Origin of the sequence: Pseudoalteromonas sp. SCQQ13 (genome assembly GCF_015864415.1) — a bacterium.
GTDB lineage: Bacteria > Pseudomonadota > Gammaproteobacteria > Enterobacterales > Alteromonadaceae > Pseudoalteromonas > Pseudoalteromonas nigrifaciens.
Window position 1 is genome coordinate 305,034 of record NZ_JADYXG010000001.1, and the last position, 23,592, is coordinate 328,625.

Here is a 23,592-nt window from a genome sequence, read left to right on the forward strand (position 1 = left end):
CTAAAACAACTCTGCTCGGCTTTAAGCTATAATAAGCGTACTTTGCATTTGCTAATGCGGTGCTTAATACTAAAGCCAGCGTAATGCATAACAAGCAATAAACTTTGCACTTTAATTTTTAAACGTTGCATTACCTCATTTAGCGCAAAATTTTAAATAGAATAATGTTTAAATAGTACACATTGCAACTATCACTTATTGGAGACATTCTTATGTCACAGTTTAATTTTAAAACCTTACTCCTAGCGGGCATTTTACTTAGTAGCCCTTTCGCTCATGCTGGGTTAGAGGAAGGGATCAAAGCCGCTAATGAAGGCGAATTTGCACAAGCACTAAAAGAGTTTAATTACCTAGCAGATAAAGGCTTTGCCCCTGGTATTTATGAGCTGGGTAAATTATATGAAGGTGGGTATGGTGTAACGCGTGACTACCGTAAAGCTGCTCAACTTTATCAACAAGGGGTAGCAAAAAATCACCCCGATTCTATGTTTGCTTTAGCCGTTTTATACGATGAAGGCAACGGGGTAAAACTCGACAAACAAATGGCAATAAAGTTATTTGAACAAGCGGCAAACAAAAACCTACCCGCTGCACAATTTAACCTAGGCGTTATGTATGCCAATGGTGATGGCGTAAGCGTAGATTATGAACTTGCTAAAACGTGGTATGAAAAAGCTGCAGCCAATAATTATACTTTGGCGCAATTTAATTTAGCTTTAATGTACTTTGAAGGCTTAGGCATGCCTAAGAATTTAGAAAAGTCATATATTTGGAACACCATTGCCGAGTATAACGGCAGTATGCAAGCAAGCCATAGTCGCAAGCTCGACGAGCAAAAAATGCTGCCCAAAGAAGTGGAAGAAGCAAAAGAAAAAGCCGACGCTATTTATACCAGAATTTTAGCCGGCACTTACGCTGGTGAAGGGCGGTTGTTTTAATAAACTGCTTTAAACGCTGTTTTAATTAATTGCTCTAAAACAGCGTTTAAATAACAAGGCTAAGCTCGCTAATACTAACTAATGCAGTAAGATGAGTTTAGCCTTTTTGTTATATTCACTACTTTTTAATATAAAGCCACTTTAATAACTTAATTAGTACTTTGCTTTGTTTAAGTAGCATGCCGATACGTGGATTGAATGATCCAGAAACCAGCGTGTTTTTAGCATGGCTAAAGGTTAAAAACCCTTCATTAGCATGATAATGCCCCATTCCAGAATGCCCCACTCCACCAAACGGCGCATCATCGGCAGTTACTTGCACTAAGGTGTCGTTAACCGCAACAGTACCACTTAGTGTTTGCTTTATAATATATTCTTGAATTTGTTTATTTTGCCCTAAAATATACAAGGCTAATGGGTGATGATGCTGCTTTATATAACTTATTGCGTGCTCTAAGTTGGTGTAACTCATTACAGGTAATATTGGGCCAAATAGCTCATCTTTCATTAATTGCATGTCATCGGTTACTTGGGTGACAATATGTAGCCCCATTCGATGTTTATCTGGGTCTTGCTGGTTATCTTCAAGAGGTTTAATTATGGTTGCGCCTAGCTGCTGTGCTTGTTCTAAATAACCAGATAAGCGTGCATAGTGAGCGTCGCTTGCAATAGAGGTTAAATTTTTACCTTCTACCCCTTGTTTGTAGTGTTTTTTATATAATTCACACAAGTGTTGCACCAATTGATGCTCAAGCTCTTTGGGTACAAATACATAATCGGGGGCAACACAAATTTGCCCAGCATTGGCCATTTTACCAAAGAGTATTGCTTGCGCCGCTTTTTTAATATCTGCTTTTTCAGTAATAATAACAGGCGATTTACCGCCAAGCTCTAAGGTAACTGGCGTTAAATTAGCACTTGCAGCGCCCATTACTAACTTACCTACCGCAATTGAGCCTGTAAAAAACAGGTGTGCAAATGGCAGCGATGAAAACTCACTAGCAACGTCACTCCCCCCTTGTATTATTTTACAATGCTGCTCTAGTTCACCACTAAATAGCTTTTCAAGCACTTGATTGGTGTGGGGGGTAAACTCACTGAGCTTCAACATTGTACGATTACCCGCTGCCAATGCGGTAATAACAGGCACAATGGCAAGCTGTATTGGGTAATTCCAAGGCGCTATAATGCCAACCACGCCTTTAGGCTGGTATGTTACGCTCACCTTTGAAGGCCATAAGCTTAAACCTACTGAGCGCTTGCTTGGTTTAGACCACTTTGGTAGTTTTTTTATGGTGTGCGCTAAGGCTTGCATGGTGGGTAATATATCGCCTAGCAAGGTGTCAAATGCGGTGCGATAACCAAAGTCTTTTGATACTGCATCTATCAGCTCTTGCTCAAACTCTACAATACGACTACGCAATTGCTTTAACACTGTGATGCGTTTATTAATCGACAAGTAAGGAGTTTTTATAAAGTACTGTTGTAACTCATCAAATTGTGTAGTTAACGAAGGTGTTTGCGGTGCGTCGATAGTCAAAATAGATTACTCAAATTTTAAAGTTATTTGAGACTATAACCTTGTTCTGTAATACGAGCAATAAAGAGTAATTTTGCATAGTATTGAACTATATACAAAACTACTCTGGTTTTGGTTGGAACTAAGTGGTAACTGTTGCAGCTATTGGCTGTTGTTTAGTAGCCAATAGCTGCGTAATTTAAAAGCCAAATACTTGCGCTGCAATTGTCATTGTTACTAAGGTAATTAAAACAATTGCCACAATATTAAGCACAAAGCCTGCGCGTATCATGTCGCGCATTTGTATTTGCCCTGAGCCAAACACAATTGCGTTTGGTGGGGTGGCTACTGGCATCATAAACGCACAACTACAAGCAATCGCCGCCGGAATAACCCACACAAGTGGTGAGCCTGCAATGGATTCTGCAACGGGGCCAAGTAAGGGTAAAAAACCAGCCGCGGTGGCTGTGTTACTGGTGATTTCGGTTAAAAATGTAATTAGTGCAACGACCACTAAAATACTCATAACGAGAGGAATAGCACTCGCGCCTTGAATCATTTGTGCAATATATTGCGCCAAGCCCGATGACTTTATTTGCGAGGCAAGTGTTAAGCCACCACCAAACAATAATAATACGCCCCATGGCACTCTAGCAGCACTTTCCCAATCTAAAATACGCTCGTTAGTGCCTTTATTTGCAGGCAATACAAATAATAATAACGCCGCTGCAATCGCAATAGTGGTGTCAGAAATACTCAAACCACTAAACTCGCCTAGCAAAGGTCTAAATATCCAACACGCGGCAGCAAGCACAAATACAAATAACACGCCTTTTTCGGCGCGTTGCATTTCACCAAGTGCTTTTAATTGTTCAGTAAATACAGCTTTGGTGTCTATTTTTTGATTATTTTTAATACCTGCGTCTACTTTATAAGCAAACTTTGTAAGCCAAATCCAACTAATAAACAGCATACTTACCGCCAGTGGCACACCGACTAGCATCCACTGTGCAAAGCCAATTTCTATTTGGTAGCTATCGGACAAGTAAGCTGCCATTAAAGCATTAGGCGGAGTACCGATTAATGTTGCAATACCACCAATACTCGCACCATAAGCAATAGAAAGTAGTAAAGCTTTTCCAAATCCTTCATTGCTAGGATCTGACTGCTTTACTAAATGTGTAATAGACAAAGCTATTGGTAGCATCATCACTGCAGTGGCTGTATTTGACATCCACATAGATAAAAAGGCCGTAACCAGCATCATAGCTAAAATTTGTAAGCTAGGCTTAGTGCCTGCATACAACATGGTGCTCAGTGCTATGCGTTTATGTAACCCCCAGCGCTCCATTGCGATAGAAATTAAAAACCCACCTAAAAATAAAAATATTAATGGATGAGCATAAGGCGCGGCTACACTTTTCATACCTGCTATACCAGCCAGTGGCGATATAACAAGTGGCAATAAAGCAGTCGCCGGAATAGGCACTACTTCGCTTACCCACCACGACGCCATCCAAAATGCTAACCCAGCAGTTTTAAACGCTGCACTGGACATGCCCGTAGGGGGATCGAGTAAACAGGTCAATAGCATTATGCTTGGCCCAAGTAGTAGTAATAACCATTGCTTAAATTGGTTTTTAGGCGCGTTATTTTGCAAAATTTGTTGTGTCATTTATCTAAACCTTAAAATTTGTACCTAAGACCAAGCGCTAAGCTGCTATCGGCGTTTTCTTCTAAGTCTAAGTCTGTATATAAAAGATAAGCCGTGGTTTGTTTATCAAATACATAGTCTAAACCTGTACTCCACTGAGTGGCTTCTGACTCTTGACGCAGTGCTGAGTCATCTTTTGCAAACTGTAATTTAGGAACCCATTTATCTAAGGTATAGCTTGCACTTAGTACATAGCCATTGCCTGATTTAGTGCCATCTATTGACTCTGAGTGTTGATACAAAGCACCTAGCTGTAACTGCTCAAACTTATAAACACCTGCAATCCGACTCGCTTTAATATTATTAAGTGAGTCAACATGGCTTAAAGAAATATAATATGGCGTATTGTTTAAATTACGATCACCGTAAATAAGTGTAGCGGCAAAACCCGCTTGGTTATCTTTATTATCGTCTTTGGGGGCATAAGTAAATGAAAACTGAGCATTATGCCAATAGTTTGAAGTGTAAGTGATGGTATCGCCAAGGCGGTCTTGCCCAGCAATAACTTGTGCTATATCGGCTTGTGTTTCGTTAAAATTATCCAGCTTACCTTCTGAGTATTTAAAGCGGGTATCGTTTCTACCGACAACTATTTCACCAAATGCACCTTTTAAACCTAAATAGGTATTACGCGCTGCAAACGGCTCGTTAGTATCGTCATGTTCAAAGCCCTTTACTTGTACTTCGTATTTAAATACTGCGCTAACATACTCGTTAAGTGTGTGTTGTCCTTTGATCCCTATGCGTGAAAATGGCGCGTCTATTTGTGTGCCTTCATCGGCGTAGCGCATAACGCCTGTATCGGTTTTAGCTATTTGTACTTCTGCTTTACCATACACAGAATATTCAGCAGCTAATACCATATTAGGTAAGGCAGTTATGCTACACAATAAAGCAAGCGCAGAGCGTTTAACGTGTGTGTTGTTTATCATCATGTGTCCTAAAAATTAGAATCTACTTATTGTTGTACACCCATTAAGCAAAATGATGGCCAACTACTAAATAAACATAAATTTCAGCAAGTTAAATGATTAACACTGTTTTTAAAGCAAAAAAGTGTGCGGATATCCGCACACTTTTATTTAAAAACATCACCTTTATCGCACACTACTACATGCCCTAATCAGTAAACATATCCCGATTTAGACCATATTTACTCATTTTGTCGTACAAGGTTTTACGCGCAATTTGCAGCGTGCCCATGGTGTTTTTTATACTGCCATGGTTACGCTCTAATGCTTCTTCTATTAAAGATTGCTCATAATAACTGACCTTTTCGGCCAAACTTAAATCTTGTGATAACACTTGTTGATCAGCTGAATTACTTTGCGCAAATGCTAATTCAGGCCCTAACAATACTGCTCGCTCTGCTTGGTTTCTTAGTTCACGCACGTTACCTGGCCAGTCATAGGCTAATAAACGTTGTTCTAACTCTACATTTAATGCCCCAAGTGGTTTATAAAACCGCGTTGCCGCAATTGAGCTAAAATGCTTAAATAATAAAGGAATATCAGCTTTTCGATCGCGCAGCGCTGGAATGCTTACTTTGACCAAACTAAGGCGATAATATAAATCGGCTCTAAACCCACCTTCATTCACCAATGCCAGTAAATCAACTTTAGTAGCAGCAACAATGCGAATATCTAAGTTAACGGTATGATTAGCGCCAACCGGCGTTACCTTTCGCTCCTCTAGTACACGCAGTAACTTTACTTGTAACGACAACGGGGTGCTTTCTATTTCATCTAAAAAAACAGTGCCACCTTGGGCAAATTCAAATTTACCCTTTCTATTTTTTGTGGCCCCTGTATATGCACCGCTTACAGCACCAAACAGTTCACTTTCTATGAGCTGCTCTGGCACAGCACCACAGTTAATCGCCACAAATTGACAGCTTGAACGGTTACTGTGGTCATGTAAGTAACGTGCAACCAGCTCTTTGCCAGTCCCAGTTTCACCTTCAATTAATATATCTGCAGGAGTATCTATCACGGTATTAAGCAGCTTCATCATGTGCTGCATTTTAGGCGTATCACCTAAAATACGCACACCCGGCGCTGAGGTTTTTTCTACCGCGCGTTTAAGAGCGCGGTTTTCCATTACCAGGCTGCGTTTATCGCACGCTCTGGCAATACAATCTATTAAATGCTCGTTAAGGGGTTTTTCAAATAAATCATAAGCGCCTAACTGCATCGCTTTTACCGCCACCGACACATCGGCATACCCAGTTAAAAATATAACCGGTAACTCACTATCAAACGCTTTTATTTGCTCAAGTAACGTAAGCCCGTCCATTGCTGGCATATTAATGTCGCTAAGGACCACGCCGCTATAGCCTCGGCTTAAGCGACTAAGCGCCGTTGCCCCATCACTAAAACATTGAACTTGGTAGCCTTCCAAAGTGAGTAATTGATTTAACGAATCGCGGATCATCGCCTCATCATCAATAACCATTACCTGTTTACAAAGCAGTGGCTCAATCATGTTGTGACTCCGCAGTACTCCAAAGACAAATAATAAACTGCGCCCCCCCTTCTGGGCGATTATGCGCACTTAAACGACCATCAAACGAGTCGATGATTTGCTTAGATATTGATAAACCAAGGCCTAAACCGGTACTCGACTTGGTACTATAAAATGGTTCAAAAATAGAGCCTAAAGTATGGTGTTCTATGCCAGATCCTGTATCTAATATCGATAGTTTTACGCGTCCATCAAAGCATTCAACTTCAAAACTTAATTGCCGCGTTGCGCAGTTACTCATTGCCTGCGATGCATTAGTAATAACGTTAACTAATACTTGTTCAAACTTAAGCGAATCGACCAAAACGGTAATATTTTGCTCAAACTGCGGAGGAATAACGCTAATATCATCTTGTTTTAGTTGTGAATGAGTGATCATTAAAGCGTTATTTAATAATGCCGACAAAGGGTGCGGCCTTAGTTGCATTTTTGAAGGTTTACTAAAGTGTTTTAATTGCGCAACAATTTTATGCACCCTCTCCACTAAGCCCTCAATAATGACTAAGTTCTCGTTTAATGCTGTTAACTTACCTTTATTTAGCAATATTTTTGCACTGGCTAAATAAGCGTTCATGGCACACAAAGGCTGGTTAATTTCATGGTTTATGCCTGCGCTTAATTGCCCTATGGTGGCAAGTTTTGCAGACTGTACTAAAGCGGTTTGAGCTTTTTCAAGTGCTTGGGTACGCTCAATCACTTTTTGCTCTAAACTGTGCCTAGAATAAAGTAGTTTTTTATAACCAGCAAAACGTGCAAGTAAGCTATAAACGATAAAAATAAACACACAATAAAAAATCATCAACCATAACAACCGAGGTAGCTGCATGGCTGCTATGTTAGAAACATCTACTAATACGTTCATTTGAGCATTAAAGTGTTTTAATGGCTTAGAGGCCACTACATATAAACGCTTAGCAATTTTAAATTGTGCAATGTTTTGGCTATTAAATTGTTGTAAAGGAATAAGACCCGGCTGGTAGTCTAAATAAGCACGACGTTGATTTATTTCCCGCCTGGCTGCAATATCCAGCTCTTGAAAGCTGTTTAAACGCCAATTAGGCTCATCCGACATAGCAATAACACTATCTGCTAATTGTAAATAAAAATGACTACCTGCTGCCGTATTAAGCAGCGATCTGTCGTCTTCAAACTTAGCAACATTTACTTTTAGCGCCACAACCCCAATTGCTTTACCTTCATGATAAATAGCCTGCGAAAAATATAATCCACGCTCTTTTGAACGCTGACCAAGCGCAAAATAAGCTACCTTTTCACCCGCAAATGCTTGTTTAAAATACGGTCGAAATGAAAAGTTACTACCTAAAAAAGTATAATCGGCCTGCCAATTGCTGCTCGCAACAACCTCGCCCTGAGTATTAAGTATATAAATATCAGATGCGCCACTGGCTTTTTGTATATCCGCTAAGTAGTTGTTAATAGCGCTATAATGCTCTTCTTCGTTATTAGTAAAGCGAATGAGTAAGTTGTTATTGGTGAGTAATTGCGGGATCGCAGCAAATCGAGCAAGCTCATTATCAATGTAGTTATTTAATTGGCTTACTTGTTGGTCGGCTTGTTTTTTTGCTTGCTCTAAGTCATGTATTCGACCAAACCAAAAAGTGACTGTTAACAACAAGAGTAGCAATAAAAATGCGAAAATAATTTTTTTAGGAATGAAGAACATAAACGCCTATAAAACGGGTAATGTTAGCTATTAATAATGGGGTATAGTTTATCTGCATAATGCAAAGAGAGATATAAACTTTTTGTTAACAATTGTATTAAAAACATAAAAACCGTGAAATAAGGCAATTTCACGGTATAAAAGTATAATTAAGCTTTGGCTAGCTTTGGTTTATTTTTAACATATTTATATAAACCAATTAAAGAGGCTGCAATCCAAAATATTTCAATTACAAAACTGGCTAAATTAAAGTTATAACAAAGACTAATAAGCAGCAATATAGCGCCGGTTAAGTTCATCATGTTATAAAGCAAACTCGCTGGTGATACTTTATTTAGTTGTAACAAAAAAAATGAACCCACTACTAAAGCAGTACCCGTCATACCTACAATATCAAATAAAAGTGCAATCACACGTCTATCCTTTTCCATTTTAAAAACCCAATTGACTGGCCCGATCCGTGGGGAGGGTATTTTTCAATCATTGAAACAGCAAAACCGGTTAAGTTTATCAATGTAGCAAATTCAATCAAGGGCTTATGTCCGCCCTAATCTGAATATTGAAATAAACAGATGCCTTATTTAAAAGTAACTTTTCCACCAATCATTTTATATGCAGCTGTGCCTTTAATAATTGCGGGCCGCGCAAATGGGCGTTCGCATTTTGGGCAAATACAAGGCTGCTTAGTATAGTCTTGGCTAATGCGCTCAATAAAACATTTAACTAACGCACCTTTTCCCCCTTTACGGTACTTAAATAAAGGTGCCCTGCAGCTTGAGCAAAATATATCGACCGTTTTGGTTGGCCCTTTTTTATTTGGCTTTGCCATTTGTCCTCCATTTTGCAGTAATTTAATTAACTAAGCGTTATAAAATCAAGGCTGATTAAAATTCCCCCAGCACCGCTGCTGTTAATTTGGCTAACTCATGGGGGTTAATTGCAATGTCTAAGCCTCGTTTACCTGCACTTACATAAATACATGCAAATTGTGCAGCGCTGCTGTGCAAAAAAGTGGCAAGACGTTTTTTTTGTCCCAGTGGGCTCACGCCTCCTAATACATAACCTGTGCTTGTTTGAACTTTTTTTGCCGCAGCCATAGCTACCTTTTTAGCGCCACACAATGAGGCAAGCAGCTTTAAGTTAACTTGCTGAGAAACAGGTGTAATGGCGACTATGAGCTGTCCATCTTGGTTTTCCAGCACTATGGTTTTAAACACCTGATCCCTATTAAGGTTTAGCTTTTGGGCTGCTTCAAGGCCAAAGTTAGTGGTGTTTGGATCGTGCTCATAGCTTAATAATTCAAAGCCAATTTTTTGTTTTTTCAGTAACTCTATTGCTGGTGTCATATGTTGCTACACTATTATTTTAAGCAAAAAAAACGACGCTCTAAAAAGCGCCGTTTAATATTATAAAACACATTAAATTATTTAGTTAAATCATCAAAAAACTTTTTAACACCGTCAAAAAAGCCTTGCTCTTTAGGACGGTTTTTTGAGCTATCTTTGCCCATGCTTTCTTCTAATTCTTCTAATAATTCACGCTGACGTTCGTTCAGGTTTATTGGTGTTTCAATAACCACTTTACAAATTAAGTCGCCTATTGCACCACTGCGAACAGATTTAACGCCTTTGCCACGCATACGGAACATTTTGCCCGTTTGTGTTTCAGAAGGAATTTTCAGCTTAGCGCGTCCATCAAGTGTTGGCACTTCAATTTCGCCACCAAGACCCGCTGTAGTAAAGCTAATAGGAACTTCACAATGTAAGTTATTTGCGTCACGTACAAAAATACGGTGTTCACGAACAGATACTTGCACATACAAGTCGCCAGAAGGCGCACCATGCATTCCCGCTTCGCCTTCGCCCGTTAAGCGAATACGATCGCCGGTATCAACACCCGCAGGAATTTTAACCGATAAGGTTTTCGTTTTTTCTACGCGGCCTTGTCCATGACAGCTGTCACAAGGGTTAGATATAATCTGACCTTGCCCCTGACACGTAGGACACGTTTGCTGAACAGCAAAAAAGCCTTGGCGCATTTGTACTTGCCCAGCACCATGACACGTAGTACATGTTTTAGGCTTAGAGCCAGCCTTTGCACCGCTGCCATCACATGGATCACAACCTACCCAGGTTGGTATTTTAATTTCGACTTCTTTACCACGAACCGCTTCTTCTAAGCTTAAGTCCATGTTGTAACGCAAATCAGATCCACGTTGCTGACGAGATTGACGTCGACCACCGCCGCCACCAAAAATATCGCCAAAAACATCACCAAAAACATCGCCAAAGTCGCCATGACCGCCGCCAAAACCACCATGACCACCACCGCCGCCACCTTGCTCAAAAGCTGCATGGCCGTATTGGTCGTAAGTTTGACGTTTTTGCGCGTCAGTTAATATCTCGTAAGCTTCTTTTACTTCTTTAAACTTTGTCTCAAGCTCTTTGTCGCCTGAAGTACGATCTGGATGATATTTCATCGCTAAGCGTTTATACGCTTTTTTAATGTCTCGCTCACTCGCATCTTTGCTTACGCCGAGGACTTCGTAATAATCGCGTTTTGACATATCTACCACACTACTCTTTTCTATTTGCAGCTAGGCTGCTTGATAAACCGATAAATCGTATCGATTTACCACCTAATTCTCATGCAAAAGGCGCGTCAAGCTATTGCCTGCGCGCCTCAATCGTTCATTCTAACTTAAACACTTAACTAAGTTACAGTGCTTTGTGTTAGCTAGAAGCGTAAGCAACAATTACTTGTCGTCTTTAACTTCTTCAAACTCTGCATCAACTACGTCGTCATCTTGCTTAGCAGATTGTTGTTGCTCGCCTGCGTCAGCTGAACCTTGTTGAGCTTTAGCTTGTGCAATTTCCATAAGCTTTTGAGACTTTTCAGCAAGCGCTTGAGTTTTAGCTTCAATTTCGTCTTTCTTGTCACTCTTAATAGCAGTTTCAAGGTCAACCACAGCCGCTTCAATCGCTTCTTTGTCTTCACTTGGAAGTGCATCGCCAGCTTCTTCAATTTGCTTGCGTGTACCGTGAACCATTGCATCTGCTTGGTTACGAGTCGCTACTAGCTCTTCGAATTTTTTGTCATCTTCAGCATGCGCTTCAGCATCACGAATCATTTGTTCAACTTCTTCATCACTTAAGCCTGAAGATGCTTGAATCGTAATTTTTTGCTCTTTACCTGTATCTTTATCTTTAGCAGATACATGTAAGATACCATCGGCATCCACATCGAATGTTACTTCGATTTGTGGTGTACCACGTTGTGCTGGACGAATACCTTCTAGGTTAAATTGACCTAGAGATTTGTTGTCGCTTGAACGCTTACGCTCACCTTGCAGTACATGAATTGTTACTGCAGACTGATTATCTTCAGCTGTTGAGAAAGTTTGCGATTTCTTAGTAGGAATCGTGGTGTTCTTCTCAATTAGTGCTGTCATTACCGAGCCCATTGTCTCAATACCTAGAGATAATGGAGAAACGTCTAGTAATAGTACGTCTTTAACGTCACCAGCTAGTACACCACCTTGAATTGCCGCGCCTACTGCAACAGCTTCATCAGGGTTAACATCTTTACGTGGCTCTTTACCAAAGAACTCAGCAACTGTTTTTTGTACTAAAGGCATACGTGTTTGGCCACCAACAAGAATAATGTCGTTGATGTCGCTTACTGATAAATCAGCATCAGCAAGTGCACGTTTTAATGGTTCAATTGACTTAGTTACTAAGTCTTCAACAAGTGACTCAAGCTTAGCACGTGTTAGTTTCACGTTCATGTGCTTAGGACCTGTCGCATCTGCAGTTACATACGGAAGGTTTACTTCTGTAGATTGTGCAGAAGATAGTTCAATCTTCGCTTTTTCAGCTGCTTCTTTAACACGTTGCATTGCAAGTGGGTCAGTTTTTAAGTCTAGACCTTGGTCTTTCTTAAATTCAGCTACTAGGTAGTTGATTACGCGGTTATCGAAATCTTCACCACCTAAGTGCGTGTCACCATTTGTAGCAAGTACTTCAAACGTGTGCTCGCCTTCAACTTCATCAATTTCAATAATTGATAAATCGAAAGTACCGCCACCTAAGTCGTATACTGCAACAATGTTTTCACCACGATTTTTGTCCATACCGTAAGCAAGTGCTGCAGCAGTTGGCTCGTTGATGATACGTTTAACTTCAAGGCCAGCAATACGACCCGCATCTTTTGTAGCTTGACGCTGTGAATCGTTAAAGTATGCCGGTACTGTGATAACTGCTTCAGTTACTGCTTCACCTAAGAAGTCTTCAGCCGTTTTCTTCATTTTTTTCAGGATTTCAGCAGAGATTTGTGGTGCAGCGCGTTTTTCGCCGCCCGCTTCAACCCATGCATCACCGTTATCGGCTTTAACAATTTTAAATGGCATGATGCCGATATCGCGCTGTACTTCTTCGTCTTCAAAACGACGACCAATTAAACGCTTAATAGCAAATACTGTGTTTGTTGGGTTAGTAACCGCTTGACGTTTAGCTGGCTGACCAACTAAAGTTTCACCGTCTTGCGTATAAGCAATAACAGACGGGGTTGTGCGATCGCCTTCCGCGTTTTCAATAACACGTGCTTTGCCACCATCAAGTACTGCAACACAAGAGTTTGTAGTACCTAAGTCTATTCCAATAATTCTACCCATGAAATTTCTCCAACTTCAATATTCGTTAATACGTTCGATGACTAGTTAATAGGGATGCTGCAAACTTAATTCAACTGTAAAAATGAAAAAAATATCATTTTTTTTGATTTTTTTACAAAATAAGCTAAATAAAGTGCAATATTTGCTAGCAACGCTGGTTTTTACGCCGTTTGTATTGAACTTTAATTGCTGGTCTGACAAGTTTGGCTGTGTTATATATTTAGTAATTCGTACTTTTAAGGACACGCTAACTAATGAATTTCGATCATTTACTGCAACAAGCCGCTAATATTAATAATAAAGACGACACTAATAATGTGGCAAACACCATGCAGTTTGAAGCTAATTGGTGCCAAGGGCGCACCGCTTTTGGTGGGTTATCTGCAGCACTTTTATATCAAGCAATGAGAGCTCAAGTAAATAGTGAGCGCCGGTTATTATCTTTAAGTACTAACTTTGTTGGCCCGCTGCTTGCCGATACGCCATTTTCTTTATCTGTAGAAATACTGCGTGAAGGCAAAAGTAGTACTCAAGTACTGGCCAAAGCAATTCAAAATGAACAAGTGTGTGTCATTGTACAAGCCTGCTTTGCTAGTAACCGCAACTCAGCTATTAATGTACCCGTTGCAAAGTCGTTAGGCTTACAGGAAGTTAATGAGCGCCATACATTGCCATTTATACAAGGGCAAATGCCGGAGTTTTTTCAACATGTTGATTTATGCCCACAACAAGGTGCTATGCCTTTTAGCAGTGCAGAAACCTCCCATTTAGGCGGGTGGATGCGCTTTAAAGAAACTCCAGCGGCCATTACAGAAGCACATATTATAGCGCTAACCGATGCATGGCCTCCTACTTTATTACAAATGTTTAAACAACCAGCGCCTGCCAGTAGCATGTCGTGGTATTTAGAATTTGTGCAAGCGCCTAACTTAACTCCTGGTCAATGGTTGGGCTTTGAAGCAATTACCCATCATGCAAAAGGTGGTTACGGCTTAGAAGACGGCTGTATTTGGTCGCAATCGGGTGAGCTGATTGCCCTTACTCGCCAAACAGTGGCATTATTTGATTGATGTATAAGCAGTGGTATTAGCTATATATAATGTAGCGAGTGCCACTGCAATGCACTCTTAACTAATAATTAATTACGCTCAACAACAGTTATAACATTTGTATTTAGGCGATAATTATAGCAAAATTTAACTCTTTGTTTAATTCTAAGCGAACACTTTGCAAATAGCGTGTCCTTGTTGCGACTATATTATTGAGGTCCCCCTGGTTGAGGCTAAAAATGTCGCAACGTGCCCCCATTGCGGGCATAAGGTTTCCGACTCAGATACAGATCACGACAGCCGAGTTGTAGCCCTGAGCTTTAGTGCCTTGCTAATGCTACTCAGCAGCATGTTTTATCCTTTTATTTCGTTTAGCAGCAGTGGTATTACGCAAACTATAACCTTGCCCGATGCCGCGCGTATTTTATTTAATTACGATAGTAACTTGTTAGGGCTGTTTATTGATTTAAGTATTATAGCCCTGCCTATGAGCTTACTTATTATACTAATACCATTACATTTAGGCGCGCTTAGAGCGCTACCTCAAGGTATTGCTCGACGATTATTAAAATTTACCCTAGCGCTTGAGCCTTGGATTATGTCGGAGATTTTTCTCATTGGCGTACTTGTCAGTATGGTTAAAATAATGTCTCTCGCCGATATTAGTTTTGGGGTGAGCTTTTGGGCTTATGTGGGCTTTGTTATTTTATATATTAGTGCGTTAACACATTTAAACCGCCCCCGCTTGTGGGCACAAATTGGCCCAGTAGAAAAACTTGAAAATATAAACCTTACTCAGCGCGCCATTGATAACGATATTAAAGCTTGTCATGTGTGCCATCAACTATGCACGCAAAGTGTTTGTAATCGCTGCCATAGTAAAACCTATATTAGAAACCCCAACAGTGTACAAAAAGCTACGGCTTGGTTAATTACCTCTATTATTTGCTATATTCCAGCCAATGTTTTACCCATTATGTATACCACCAGTTTAGGCGATGAAAGCCCTTCAACCTTAATTGCTGGTGTTATTGCACTGTGGCAAAATGGCTCATACCCTATTGCCATGATTATATTTATTGCCAGTGTTGTAGTCCCACTTGCAAAGGCTTTAGTATTGAGCTTTTTGTGTTTTATGGTTGCCAAACCCGCAAATGATCACACCATAGGGTATACACGTATTTATCAACTTACTGAATTTATTGGGAAATGGTCTATGATTGATGTGTTTGTTGTGGCCATTTTAGTTGCTTTGGTACAATTGGGTAACTTAATGTCGGTAACGCCCGGCTTAGGCGTTGCCTTTTTTACTGTTATGGTACTATGTCAAATGATGGCAGCTCACGCCTTTGACCCACGTTTGCTATGGGATTCACCTAAAAATAATAACGCAGAGAATAATGCATGACCGAAACCGCTAATATTACACAAAAATCAAAAATTTCTGCAATTTGGATTATTCCCGTTATTGCCCTGTTTGTGGGTGTTTGGATGCTGTATCAATACCAAACTAATTTAGGCCCCACTATTTATATAACCATGCCACAAGCGGAGGGGATAGTTGCGGGAAAAACCGAAATTAAAGTACGCAGTGTTAAAATTGGCCAAATAGATCATGTGCGTTTATCCGACTCGCAAGACAGTGTTATTGCCCGCGCTCAAATAGATAAAAACTACGATAACTTACTCACCGAAGATGCCAAAATTTGGGTGGTAAAACCGCGTATAGATGAAACCGGCATTAGTGGCATGAGTACGCTTTTATCAGGTGTATATTTAGAGTTTTCGCCTGGGGAAAGTAAAAAGAAAAAAGAAAAGTTTGAACTACAAGACGAGCCGGCCTTAATCGGTAAAGATGTTAAAGGCGGACGCTTTAAGTTATTGAGCTACAACGCTGAGGTACTTGAAGTAAGTACCGGTATATTTTTCAAAAACTATAAAATTGGGCAAATAGAAACCGCGACATTTGATTGGAAAAACCAAGCCATGAAGTACGGTATTTTTATTAAAGCACCCTACGAAAACCTGATCACCTTAAATTCTATTTTTTGGGTTAACTCAGGTATAGAAATTGACCTTTCTGCTGATGGCATAAACATTAATACCGGATCGCTTAGTAAACTTTTAAAAGGCGGTATATCGGTGGGCTTACCCGATCAACAAGCACCTGGCGATATTGCCCAAAATGAGCATAGCTTTTCGCTTAGTCAAAGCTATAAAGAAGCACTAGAAGAGCGCTTTTACGACTTTGACTACTATCTTATTGAGTTTGAGCAATCAATTCGCGGCCTGCGCGCTGGCGCTCCGGTTGAATACCGAGGAACTCGAATTGGTACAGTAGTAGAAGCCCCTGCCAATGTGATTATTAACGGCAAACCAGCTCACTTTAAAAACCAAAATACGGCTGTACCTGTGCTTATTAAAATAGAATATGGGCGCCTATACCACGATAACGATTTAGCTAAAGAGTATTGGCAAACGAGTTTAAATGGCTGGGTAAACAATGGTATGCGCGCTTCGCTTAAACCGGGTAATTTACTTACCGGTGCTGTGTATGTCGACTTTGACATTTATACCGATGCGCCTGATGCAAAACTAGAAAAACTGGCTCAATATGATGTTTTTCCAAGTATATCTAGCGGTATTACTGTATTAGCCGATCAGGTTTCTGATGTACTTAATAAGGTAAACGAGCTAAAAATCGAAGATAGCCTAGCACAAATGCAAGCCACTTTTAGCGACTACCAAGGGTTGGCCAACGACATGCGCGATTTGCTAAACCAAAAAGACACACAAAATTTACCGGGTGACTTTAATCAAAACTTCAAAAAAATGACCAAGAGTATGGAACAATTTGAAGTCACTATGCGCCAATTTGATAAAACCATGGCCAGCTACCAAGCAGGTTCGCAGTTTAATAATCAGCTACAGCAAACCTTGCAAGAGTTTAAACGTTTAAGTGAGCAGCTACAGCCGCTAACTAAAGGCCTAAATGAGCAGCCTAATATGTTTATATTTGATAAAGCATTACCCGCAGACCCAAAACCAAGGAAGCAATAATGGTTAAATCATCTTTTTTTGTTATTTTACTCGTTTTACTGCTTAGTGGTTGCAGTTCATCAATTCAAACTGCCATCGCGTATTATCAGTTTGAACAACCTATTGTTGCCTCCTCAAGAGATGTAAGTGCAACTGATGCGCAATTAAGAGTACAAACAGTTGTACTGAGGGGCGCCTTAAATAATCGCGGCATTGCTATGAAAATAGATCACAATCAAATTCATGCTGCAAACTATCACTTATGGGGTGAGTCACCTGATTCGATGCTCACCGTAAGTGCCCAACAAACACTCTTTAATGCCCTACCTAACTGGATGGTAATAAAAGGTTTACCGGTGATCACCGAGCTAGATCAACAAACTTTTTATGAATTAGAATATGAAATTCATCATTTTAATGGCGACCTACAAGGCAACGCAGATATATCTGGGCTATGGCGTTTATATTATACCCATCCCGAAACAGGCCGACGCTTATTAAGTTTGCACAATTTTGCTAATGTAACGCAACTCGACGGTGACGGCTATGATGCGCTAGTAGCAACGCTTGAAAAAACCTGGCAAGAAATCAACCTAGCAGTAGCCAAGCAAATTGAACAAACGCGGTTTAAATAATCATTACTAAAATTATTTAATGATATAAAAATAAAGAAACAACGCTGCGGCTTTCTTTATCTATTATTACTTGCCCTTGTGGCTTAAAGCCAAGCTTAATTAACACATTTTGTGATGCGCTATTATCTATTGAGGTAATGGCGCATAATTTATTAATGCCAAATATACTTTTATTTTCAACTAACGCTTTTGCAGCTTCGTAAATATACCCTTGTTTTTCAAACACTGTTAATAACGCAAATCCTATATCGGGGTGCTGCAACATTGCACGGCTATAAAAACCAACAACCCCCACTAACTGCTGATTTTTTAAAGTGATCACATAAGGGCCAAACCCTTGCGATTGGTGCGCCTCACTAAAAGCTTGCTTAATATAGGTTATAGCATCCTCAAGGGTATAAATTTTTTTATCCCCAATGTATTTTATAAAACTTTTTTGATTTACTAACTTTAATAAATCGCCAGCATCTGCTTCAACAGCATGGCGAATAATTAATCGCTCGGTATTAAATTGCCTTCGCATGTATTGTTATCCTTCTGGTTTGTAGCGTTATATTCAGCCAAATAATAAAAATGAGTCAATTAAAGCATTTATTTGTTGACTGAAGATGTAAAGCAGATTACTTTTGCGCCGATGTTTTTATAGGCATAACAAAAGCGGTTGCACTCCTTGCACCGTCTGGCGCCAAGCCAACGCATATTACTGCTGATTATTAATTTAAAATAACAGTTCCCTAGTGATATCGCGTGCAAAAGCAGTGACTTGGAAAGTGATAATACTACTAACTTATCATCTTCTTTGTTTTTGTTAAGCAGTTTAAATTTTTAAATATGCTTTTAATTTTGTGAATACTTAAATGCTTGAACCTTCTGCGTTAAGCTTACTGCCGCCTTTAGTGGTAGTTATTTTGGCTGTAGTACTACGCCGCCCTATTTTATCTTTATTAATTGGTGCCCTTGTTGGGCTCATAATGGCTGATCCCTCGCAGGTATTGGCTAATTTTGCCAGCACCTCACTTAAAGTAATGAGTGACGAAACCATTGGCTGGCTAATATTGGTGTGTGGTGGTTTTGGTGCGTTAATCGCCTTATTAGTCCGTACCGGTGGTGCTTCTGCATTTGGTAAGTTGGCACTTAAATACACTAAGGGCAAACGCTCTTCATTATTTATGACCTTTTGCCTTGGATTAGTTATTTTTATTGATGACTATTTAAATGCGCTTACTGTGGGTGAAACCATGAAACGCATTACCGATAAATTTAAAGTAAGCCGTGAAATGCTAGCCTACGTTGTCGACTCAACTGCGGCACCAATTTGCGTACTTGTGCCCCTATCTACGTGGGCGGTATTTTTTGGTGGTTTACTCGTAGATAACGGTATTGCTGAAGAAGGCAAAGGCATTGCTGTTTACATTCAGGCTATTCCGTATATGTTTTACGCATGGTTTGCGGTACTCGTTGTGCTGTTAGTGGTACTTGGTGTGATCCCTGCTTTTGGCCCAATGAAAAAAGCAGAACAGATGGCACAAATTGAGCAAGCACAAGTCGATCCGGCGCAATACAGTGAAGTACAAACAGCAGACGAGTACGCGGTAAAAGCAGTAGAAGAAAACTTTGAAGATGCTGATCCTAAAGGTAAATTACATAACTTTTTATTGCCTATTATTTTATTAGTCGGCTTTACCGTTTACTTTGAGATAGACGTTTATAAAGGTTTACTGGCCACTATGGCTATAATTTTGCCCTTTTATGCACTACAAAAATTAATGTCGTTTAGTGAAATGATTGAACGTATGCTCGATGGATTTAAAAGCATGATACCGGCTATAGGCACGGTTATAGCCGCGTTTATATTTAAAGATGTCTGCGATTTAATTGGCTTGCCGCAATATGTTATTAATAGTTTAAGCCCATACATGACCGCGGGTTACTTGCCTGCAGTGGTATTTATTGCAATGTCTGTTTTAGCATTTGCAACGGGCTCAAGCTGGGGAATATTTGCTGTGTCTATTCCTATTGTTATGCCGCTGGCAACGGCGGTAGATGCTAATATTCCATTAGTCATTGGCGCGTTATTATCAGCATCATCATTTGGCAGCCAAGCATGTTTTTATTCAGACTCAACGGTATTAGCAGCCCAAGGCGCTGGCTGTAACTTAATGAGCCACGCTGTTACACAATTGCCTTATACGCTTATTGCTGCAGCCCTTGCGGTGATAGGCTTTTTACTAATGGCTTAAGCTTTAGTGATGGCTTAAATTAACTGAAATAAATAAAAACCCCAATGTAGCAATACATTGGGGTTTATTTTTAGCTGTATAAATAAAGCTTATTTTTGTAGTTTAATACCATTGTAATAGGCATCTAGCGTGGTGATTTTTGTTTGATTTGGTAAATCGGCGAAGTCACTTTCTATAAACTTAGTCCCGCGTAATTGCACATTTAAACGTGCCGCATTAGGGTTAAGCATTGTTTGTTGGTAATAGTCTTTAATATCGCTAAGGGTTACTTTCTCAACTTCATTTATTAACTGTTGCTTTGAATCAAAATTAAAGTTTTCACGATACCAATCATTTAATAGTGGGCTCATTTCGTCACTTAAGTTTTTAGGTTGCTCTTTAAGCGATACTAACGTGGCATTTTTAAGCTGTGCAAACGTCTCCTCACTCATGTTGTCGAGCTCAACTGCATACTCTTTTTTAAACAGATCAAAACGCGTTTGTATTTCTTTTGGCCCTTTTACTGGTGTTTGAATAAACAAACCAATCGCTGAGTAATCCTCTATGGGGCGAGCTAACGCACCAACGGCATACGCAAGTTGCTCCTCGGTACGCATTTTATCAAATGCAATGGTTCTAAAATGCCCTTGTAGCACGGCAGCTTGTGCTTTTTGTTTGTAACCCGGTGTTGGATGAACTGTCATATCAACCATAGCTACATCGGCTACATCTATATCTTTTTGTAACACTATGGTTTCACCTGGTTGTGGTAACCATGCTTTACTGCGCGCAAACTCAGTGTGTTTATAGTTACTTGGCAAAATAGCACTCAGCTCGGATGCTATTGCTGCTATGTCTTGCTGGTTATAGTTACCATAACTAAATACGCGTAAATCGTTATTAGCAAAGGTGTTTTGTTTTAAAGCATTAAAATCAGCTAAAGTTAAAGTGTTGGCTGTGCTAATTAAAGTATCAGTATCAAAGCTACCGGTACGGCTTAATTTTGTATATTCAGCAAATGCTTGCGCGTAAGGAAATTGTTTTTGCTGGTTAAGTAAATTACGTTTAAAACGATCTACAGCTTGGTTAAATGCTTGCCCACTAATATCACTGTTTAACCCACTTAATGCTTGTTTAAGCAGTACATTTTGCTTATCTGTAAAGCCACTCATAGACAAAACTAAACCATTACTTGGTGCAAGGTTTACGCTCATACCTGCAATAGCAGCCTCAGTGCTTAGTTGGCTTTGCTGTATGTTGTACAGATCGGCCCAAACAGAGTATAAAACCTCCGCTTTTACATCGTTTAGCCCCGGCTGGGTATTTATATAAACTTCAACAAGTCCCTTTGGTTGCTCGGCAAATTTTTGACTTGCCTGACGCCATATTTTCACGCCATTTTTATCATAAGCAAGCTCTGGGGATTTTTGCTGTTTAAATGCTTGGGTTTTAATAGCAAAATTTTCTGGTAATAAGTTATTTACGCTCGGTAGCGCTAAATTAAACTGGCTCGCTTTGTTCCAACTTGCAACTTCCTGTGCGCTTATGTCACTAATGCGGTATTTACCGTCGTAAAAGTGAAGCTGTGAGTCGGTTTCTTCTTGCTGCGATACATACCAAATGCGTAAAGTGTCGGCATTTAATTGTTTAAGCACTTTATTTACTGAGTCTGCATCAAACTTAGCGTAATAATAAGGCGCATTAATGGCATGATTTAACGGGTAGTCTTGCATGCTTTGAGTCAATGTACTTACATAGTTAAACTCATCACCTTTTTCTAAAAACTTAAATTGATTATTTAACGAGGTACGAATTTCGTTAAAGTATTTACTATCAACGCCCTCTTTTTTAATCAATTCAATGTACTGCATTATAGTCGCCACTATCGTTTCACGATTTTGCATGCCTGTATCTGTAAGCTCTACGTTAACGTTTAACGACCCGTAGTTGCCATAGTGGGTTGGCACTGCCGATGCTGACAATTGCGATACCCACCCCTTATCACGTAATATTTGCGCTGGACTGCCAGGCATTTCATTACTTAATAAGTAGGCCACAAAGCGATTAGGCTTGAGTGCAAATTCGTTATTGTTATTGCTAATGGTAAAATCAAGTTGTAACTGTTTTACATCTTCATTAGGGGCATAAAACACGCGCTTACCACCGGCATTATCAAAGTTAAGCTTGGCGGTTACTGTTGGTTTTTCGATGTTTTTATTTTTAATATCAGCAAAGTATTTTTGTGCTTTTTGCTCCATTGCCGCAATTGACAAATTAGAGATAAGCGCTACTTTCATAATATTTGAAGAGTAGTATTTATTATAAAAATCAACTGTTTCTTTGTGTAATGAGCTGCCTTCTTTGTCACCTAAGGTTTCTAGGTTGCCAATTAAAAAACGGTTAGCTGGGTGTTCACCCATCATTTTACGCGCTAGTTTAAACTGCCCAAAAAAGTCCATTTCGCGGCGCATTGACCACTCTGCATTTACTGCATTTTTTTCTTTGTCTGTGTATTCAGGGTATAACTTAGGGGCTTTAAAAAAGTCAGCAAAACGATCTAACCCTTCATCAAACGCATCGTTGTTAATTTTGAACATATAGTTGGTAATATCGAGCCAAGTATAGGCGTTGTGTGCGCCACCATTTTTGGTCATAAAGTCAGAGTACCCTTTAGTATCTGGGTAGCGCTCTGTGCCTAAAAACAGCATATGCTCTAAATAATGGGCCATGCCTTGTTGGCTCATTGGGTCATGTAATAAACCCACTCCAACACTTAATGCCGCGGCTGATTTTTCAGCACTGGGGTCTGATACTAAAATAACTTCAATGTCGTTAGCTAATTTAAGCGTTTTATATTCGCGATTATCATTAGGGCTTACAACGAGCGAGTCTGATAATAAAACAGTTTGAGGTGCTTGAGATACAGATGATGTATTTGAACAACCGCTTAGTACAGCAAGTGCAATGGCACTAAAGCCAATAAATTTTTTCATTTTATTTCCATTAAAAGTATGTCGCAACTGCGATCTACGCTTATTTAAAAAGCTATTTACAGCCTAAATTAACATTTTAGATTAATGTTTTGCCACAATTTATCCGTTAATTGTGTAACACATTGTGAAAAACACCTGCATACTGCAACTAATTCAAATAATAATAAGGAAAAACCATGGAAAAGTTGATCATTTTAGCTATGTTCGCCCAAGTTTTACTCTCACTCATTGTAATGATTATTATGGGTAAAAGACGTTTTGCCGCAGCTAAAAATAAACACATAAATTTAACCGACTTTGCCACTATGCGTTTAGATAATGCAGGTGACAATGTGCGTGTTGCTGATAGAAACTTTACCAATCAATTTGAAATACCCGTGTTGTTTTATGCTGGGTGCTTACTTGCAATGCAACTCAATAGTGCAAGCATTCTGGTGGCTGTTTTAGCTTGGCTGTTTGTGATTTCGCGTATTTTACATAGCGTTGTTCACTTAGGCAGTAATAAAATAAGAATACGCTTTAATCTATTCTTAATAGGCTGTGGCAGTGTATTTGCGTTATGGCTGGTAATAATTTGGCGGGTATTACTGTTTTAACTCTTACATTA

At 39.6% G+C, this 23,592-nt stretch carries 19 protein-coding genes; 7 read left to right on the forward strand and 12 right to left on the reverse strand.

The genetic code is table 11. The annotated features are described in order from the left end of the window. Positions 1 to 212: 212 nt before the first annotated feature. Positions 213 to 938: a tetratricopeptide repeat protein gene (locus I6F41_RS01315; RefSeq protein ID WP_197107579.1), complete on the forward strand. Its 726-nt coding sequence runs from the start codon at positions 213 to 215 to the stop codon at positions 936 to 938. A gap of 118 nt (positions 939 to 1,056) precedes the next feature. Here the strand turns inward: I6F41_RS01315 and I6F41_RS01320 are convergent, their stop codons facing one another. The 10 genes from I6F41_RS01320 to dnaK form a co-directional block, all read right to left on the reverse strand. Continuing rightward, entirely contained in the window at positions 1,057 to 2,478 is a 1,422-nt protein-coding gene (locus I6F41_RS01320) for a coniferyl aldehyde dehydrogenase (RefSeq protein WP_197107580.1), read from the reverse strand. Positions 2,479 to 2,656: 178 nt separating this feature from the next. Next, on the reverse strand, positions 2,657 to 4,132 hold the full coding sequence (locus I6F41_RS01325) for an SLC13 family permease (protein WP_182683642.1): 1,476 nt from the start codon (positions 4,130 to 4,132) through the stop codon (positions 2,657 to 2,659). Positions 4,133 to 4,143: 11 nt separating this feature from the next. Beyond that, positions 4,144 to 5,103, reverse strand: coding sequence for a porin (locus tag I6F41_RS01330; RefSeq protein WP_197107629.1), 960 nt, complete (start codon positions 5,101 to 5,103; stop codon positions 4,144 to 4,146). A 187-nt stretch (positions 5,104 to 5,290) separates the two neighbouring features. Beyond that, positions 5,291 to 6,655: a sigma-54-dependent transcriptional regulator gene (locus tag I6F41_RS01335; protein WP_197107582.1), complete on the reverse strand. Its 1,365-nt coding sequence runs from the start codon at positions 6,653 to 6,655 to the stop codon at positions 5,291 to 5,293. Beyond that, positions 6,648 to 8,378 (reverse strand): sensor histidine kinase, encoded by a 1,731-nt coding sequence (locus I6F41_RS01340; RefSeq protein ID WP_197107584.1) that lies wholly within the window; start codon positions 8,376 to 8,378, stop codon positions 6,648 to 6,650. Before I6F41_RS01340 ends, I6F41_RS01335 begins: the two co-directional genes overlap by 8 nt. Positions 8,379 to 8,527: 149 nt before the next feature. Continuing rightward, on the reverse strand, positions 8,528 to 8,791 hold the full coding sequence (locus I6F41_RS01345; protein WP_058374978.1) for a CBU_0592 family membrane protein: 264 nt from the start codon (positions 8,789 to 8,791) through the stop codon (positions 8,528 to 8,530). Between the two features lie 164 nt (positions 8,792 to 8,955). Further along, positions 8,956 to 9,207 carry a hypothetical protein gene (locus I6F41_RS01350; protein ID WP_041454920.1) on the reverse strand — a complete coding sequence of 84 codons (252 nt, stop codon included), beginning with the start codon at positions 9,205 to 9,207 and terminating at the stop codon, positions 8,956 to 8,958. Between the two features lie 55 nt (positions 9,208 to 9,262). Continuing rightward, positions 9,263 to 9,724 carry a Cys-tRNA(Pro) deacylase gene (ybaK, locus tag I6F41_RS01355; RefSeq protein WP_192532306.1) on the reverse strand — a complete coding sequence of 154 codons (462 nt, stop codon included), beginning with the start codon at positions 9,722 to 9,724 and terminating at the stop codon, positions 9,263 to 9,265. Between the two features lie 77 nt (positions 9,725 to 9,801). Continuing rightward, positions 9,802 to 10,944, reverse strand: coding sequence for a molecular chaperone DnaJ (dnaJ, locus tag I6F41_RS01360; protein WP_011329986.1), 1,143 nt, complete (start codon positions 10,942 to 10,944; stop codon positions 9,802 to 9,804). A gap of 189 nt (positions 10,945 to 11,133) precedes the next feature. Further along, positions 11,134 to 13,050 (reverse strand): molecular chaperone DnaK, encoded by a 1,917-nt coding sequence (gene dnaK, locus I6F41_RS01365; protein WP_011329985.1) that lies wholly within the window; start codon positions 13,048 to 13,050, stop codon positions 11,134 to 11,136. A 254-nt stretch (positions 13,051 to 13,304) separates the two neighbouring features. Here dnaK and I6F41_RS01370 point away from each other — a divergent pair, with 254 nt between their 5' ends. The 4 genes from I6F41_RS01370 (at position 13,305) to I6F41_RS01385 (ending at position 17,773) form a co-directional block, all read left to right on the forward strand. Further along, the gene (locus tag I6F41_RS01370) at positions 13,305 to 14,120 is read left to right on the forward strand and encodes an acyl-CoA thioesterase (RefSeq protein ID WP_182683647.1); all 816 of its coding nucleotides are present in this window, start codon (positions 13,305 to 13,307) and stop codon (positions 14,118 to 14,120) included. 157 nt (positions 14,121 to 14,277) lie between these two features. Continuing rightward, a complete protein-coding gene (locus I6F41_RS01375; RefSeq protein WP_182683648.1) occupies positions 14,278 to 15,507 on the forward strand; it encodes a paraquat-inducible protein A in 1,230 nt (409 codons plus the stop codon). Next, positions 15,504 to 17,159 (forward strand): intermembrane transport protein PqiB, encoded by a 1,656-nt coding sequence (pqiB, locus tag I6F41_RS01380; protein WP_179807142.1) that lies wholly within the window; start codon positions 15,504 to 15,506, stop codon positions 17,157 to 17,159. Before I6F41_RS01375 ends, pqiB begins: the two co-directional genes overlap by 4 nt. After that, positions 17,159 to 17,773 carry a PqiC family protein gene (locus tag I6F41_RS01385; RefSeq protein ID WP_011329981.1) on the forward strand — a complete coding sequence of 205 codons (615 nt, stop codon included), beginning with the start codon at positions 17,159 to 17,161 and terminating at the stop codon, positions 17,771 to 17,773. The genes pqiB and I6F41_RS01385 overlap by 1 nt, the downstream gene beginning before the upstream one ends. 16 nt (positions 17,774 to 17,789) lie before the next feature. Here I6F41_RS01385 and I6F41_RS01390 read toward each other — a convergent pair whose 3' ends face one another. Continuing rightward, positions 17,790 to 18,296: a GNAT family N-acetyltransferase gene (locus tag I6F41_RS01390; protein ID WP_197107586.1), complete on the reverse strand. Its 507-nt coding sequence runs from the start codon at positions 18,294 to 18,296 to the stop codon at positions 17,790 to 17,792. A 334-nt stretch (positions 18,297 to 18,630) separates the two neighbouring features. Here I6F41_RS01390 and I6F41_RS01395 point away from each other — a divergent pair, with 334 nt between their 5' ends. Then, positions 18,631 to 20,013: a Na+/H+ antiporter NhaC family protein gene (locus I6F41_RS01395; RefSeq protein ID WP_011329979.1), complete on the forward strand. Its 1,383-nt coding sequence runs from the start codon at positions 18,631 to 18,633 to the stop codon at positions 20,011 to 20,013. Between the two features lie 89 nt (positions 20,014 to 20,102). On the opposite strand, the gene I6F41_RS01400 is transcribed toward I6F41_RS01395, so the two are convergent. Continuing rightward, positions 20,103 to 22,985: an insulinase family protein gene (locus I6F41_RS01400; RefSeq protein ID WP_197107588.1), complete on the reverse strand. Its 2,883-nt coding sequence runs from the start codon at positions 22,983 to 22,985 to the stop codon at positions 20,103 to 20,105. 176 nt (positions 22,986 to 23,161) lie between these two features. On the opposite strand from I6F41_RS01400, the gene I6F41_RS01405 reads away from it, so the two are divergent. Then, a complete protein-coding gene (locus tag I6F41_RS01405; protein WP_086995727.1) occupies positions 23,162 to 23,581 on the forward strand; it encodes an MAPEG family protein in 420 nt (139 codons plus the stop codon). The last annotated feature ends 11 nt before the right edge of the window (positions 23,582 to 23,592 follow it).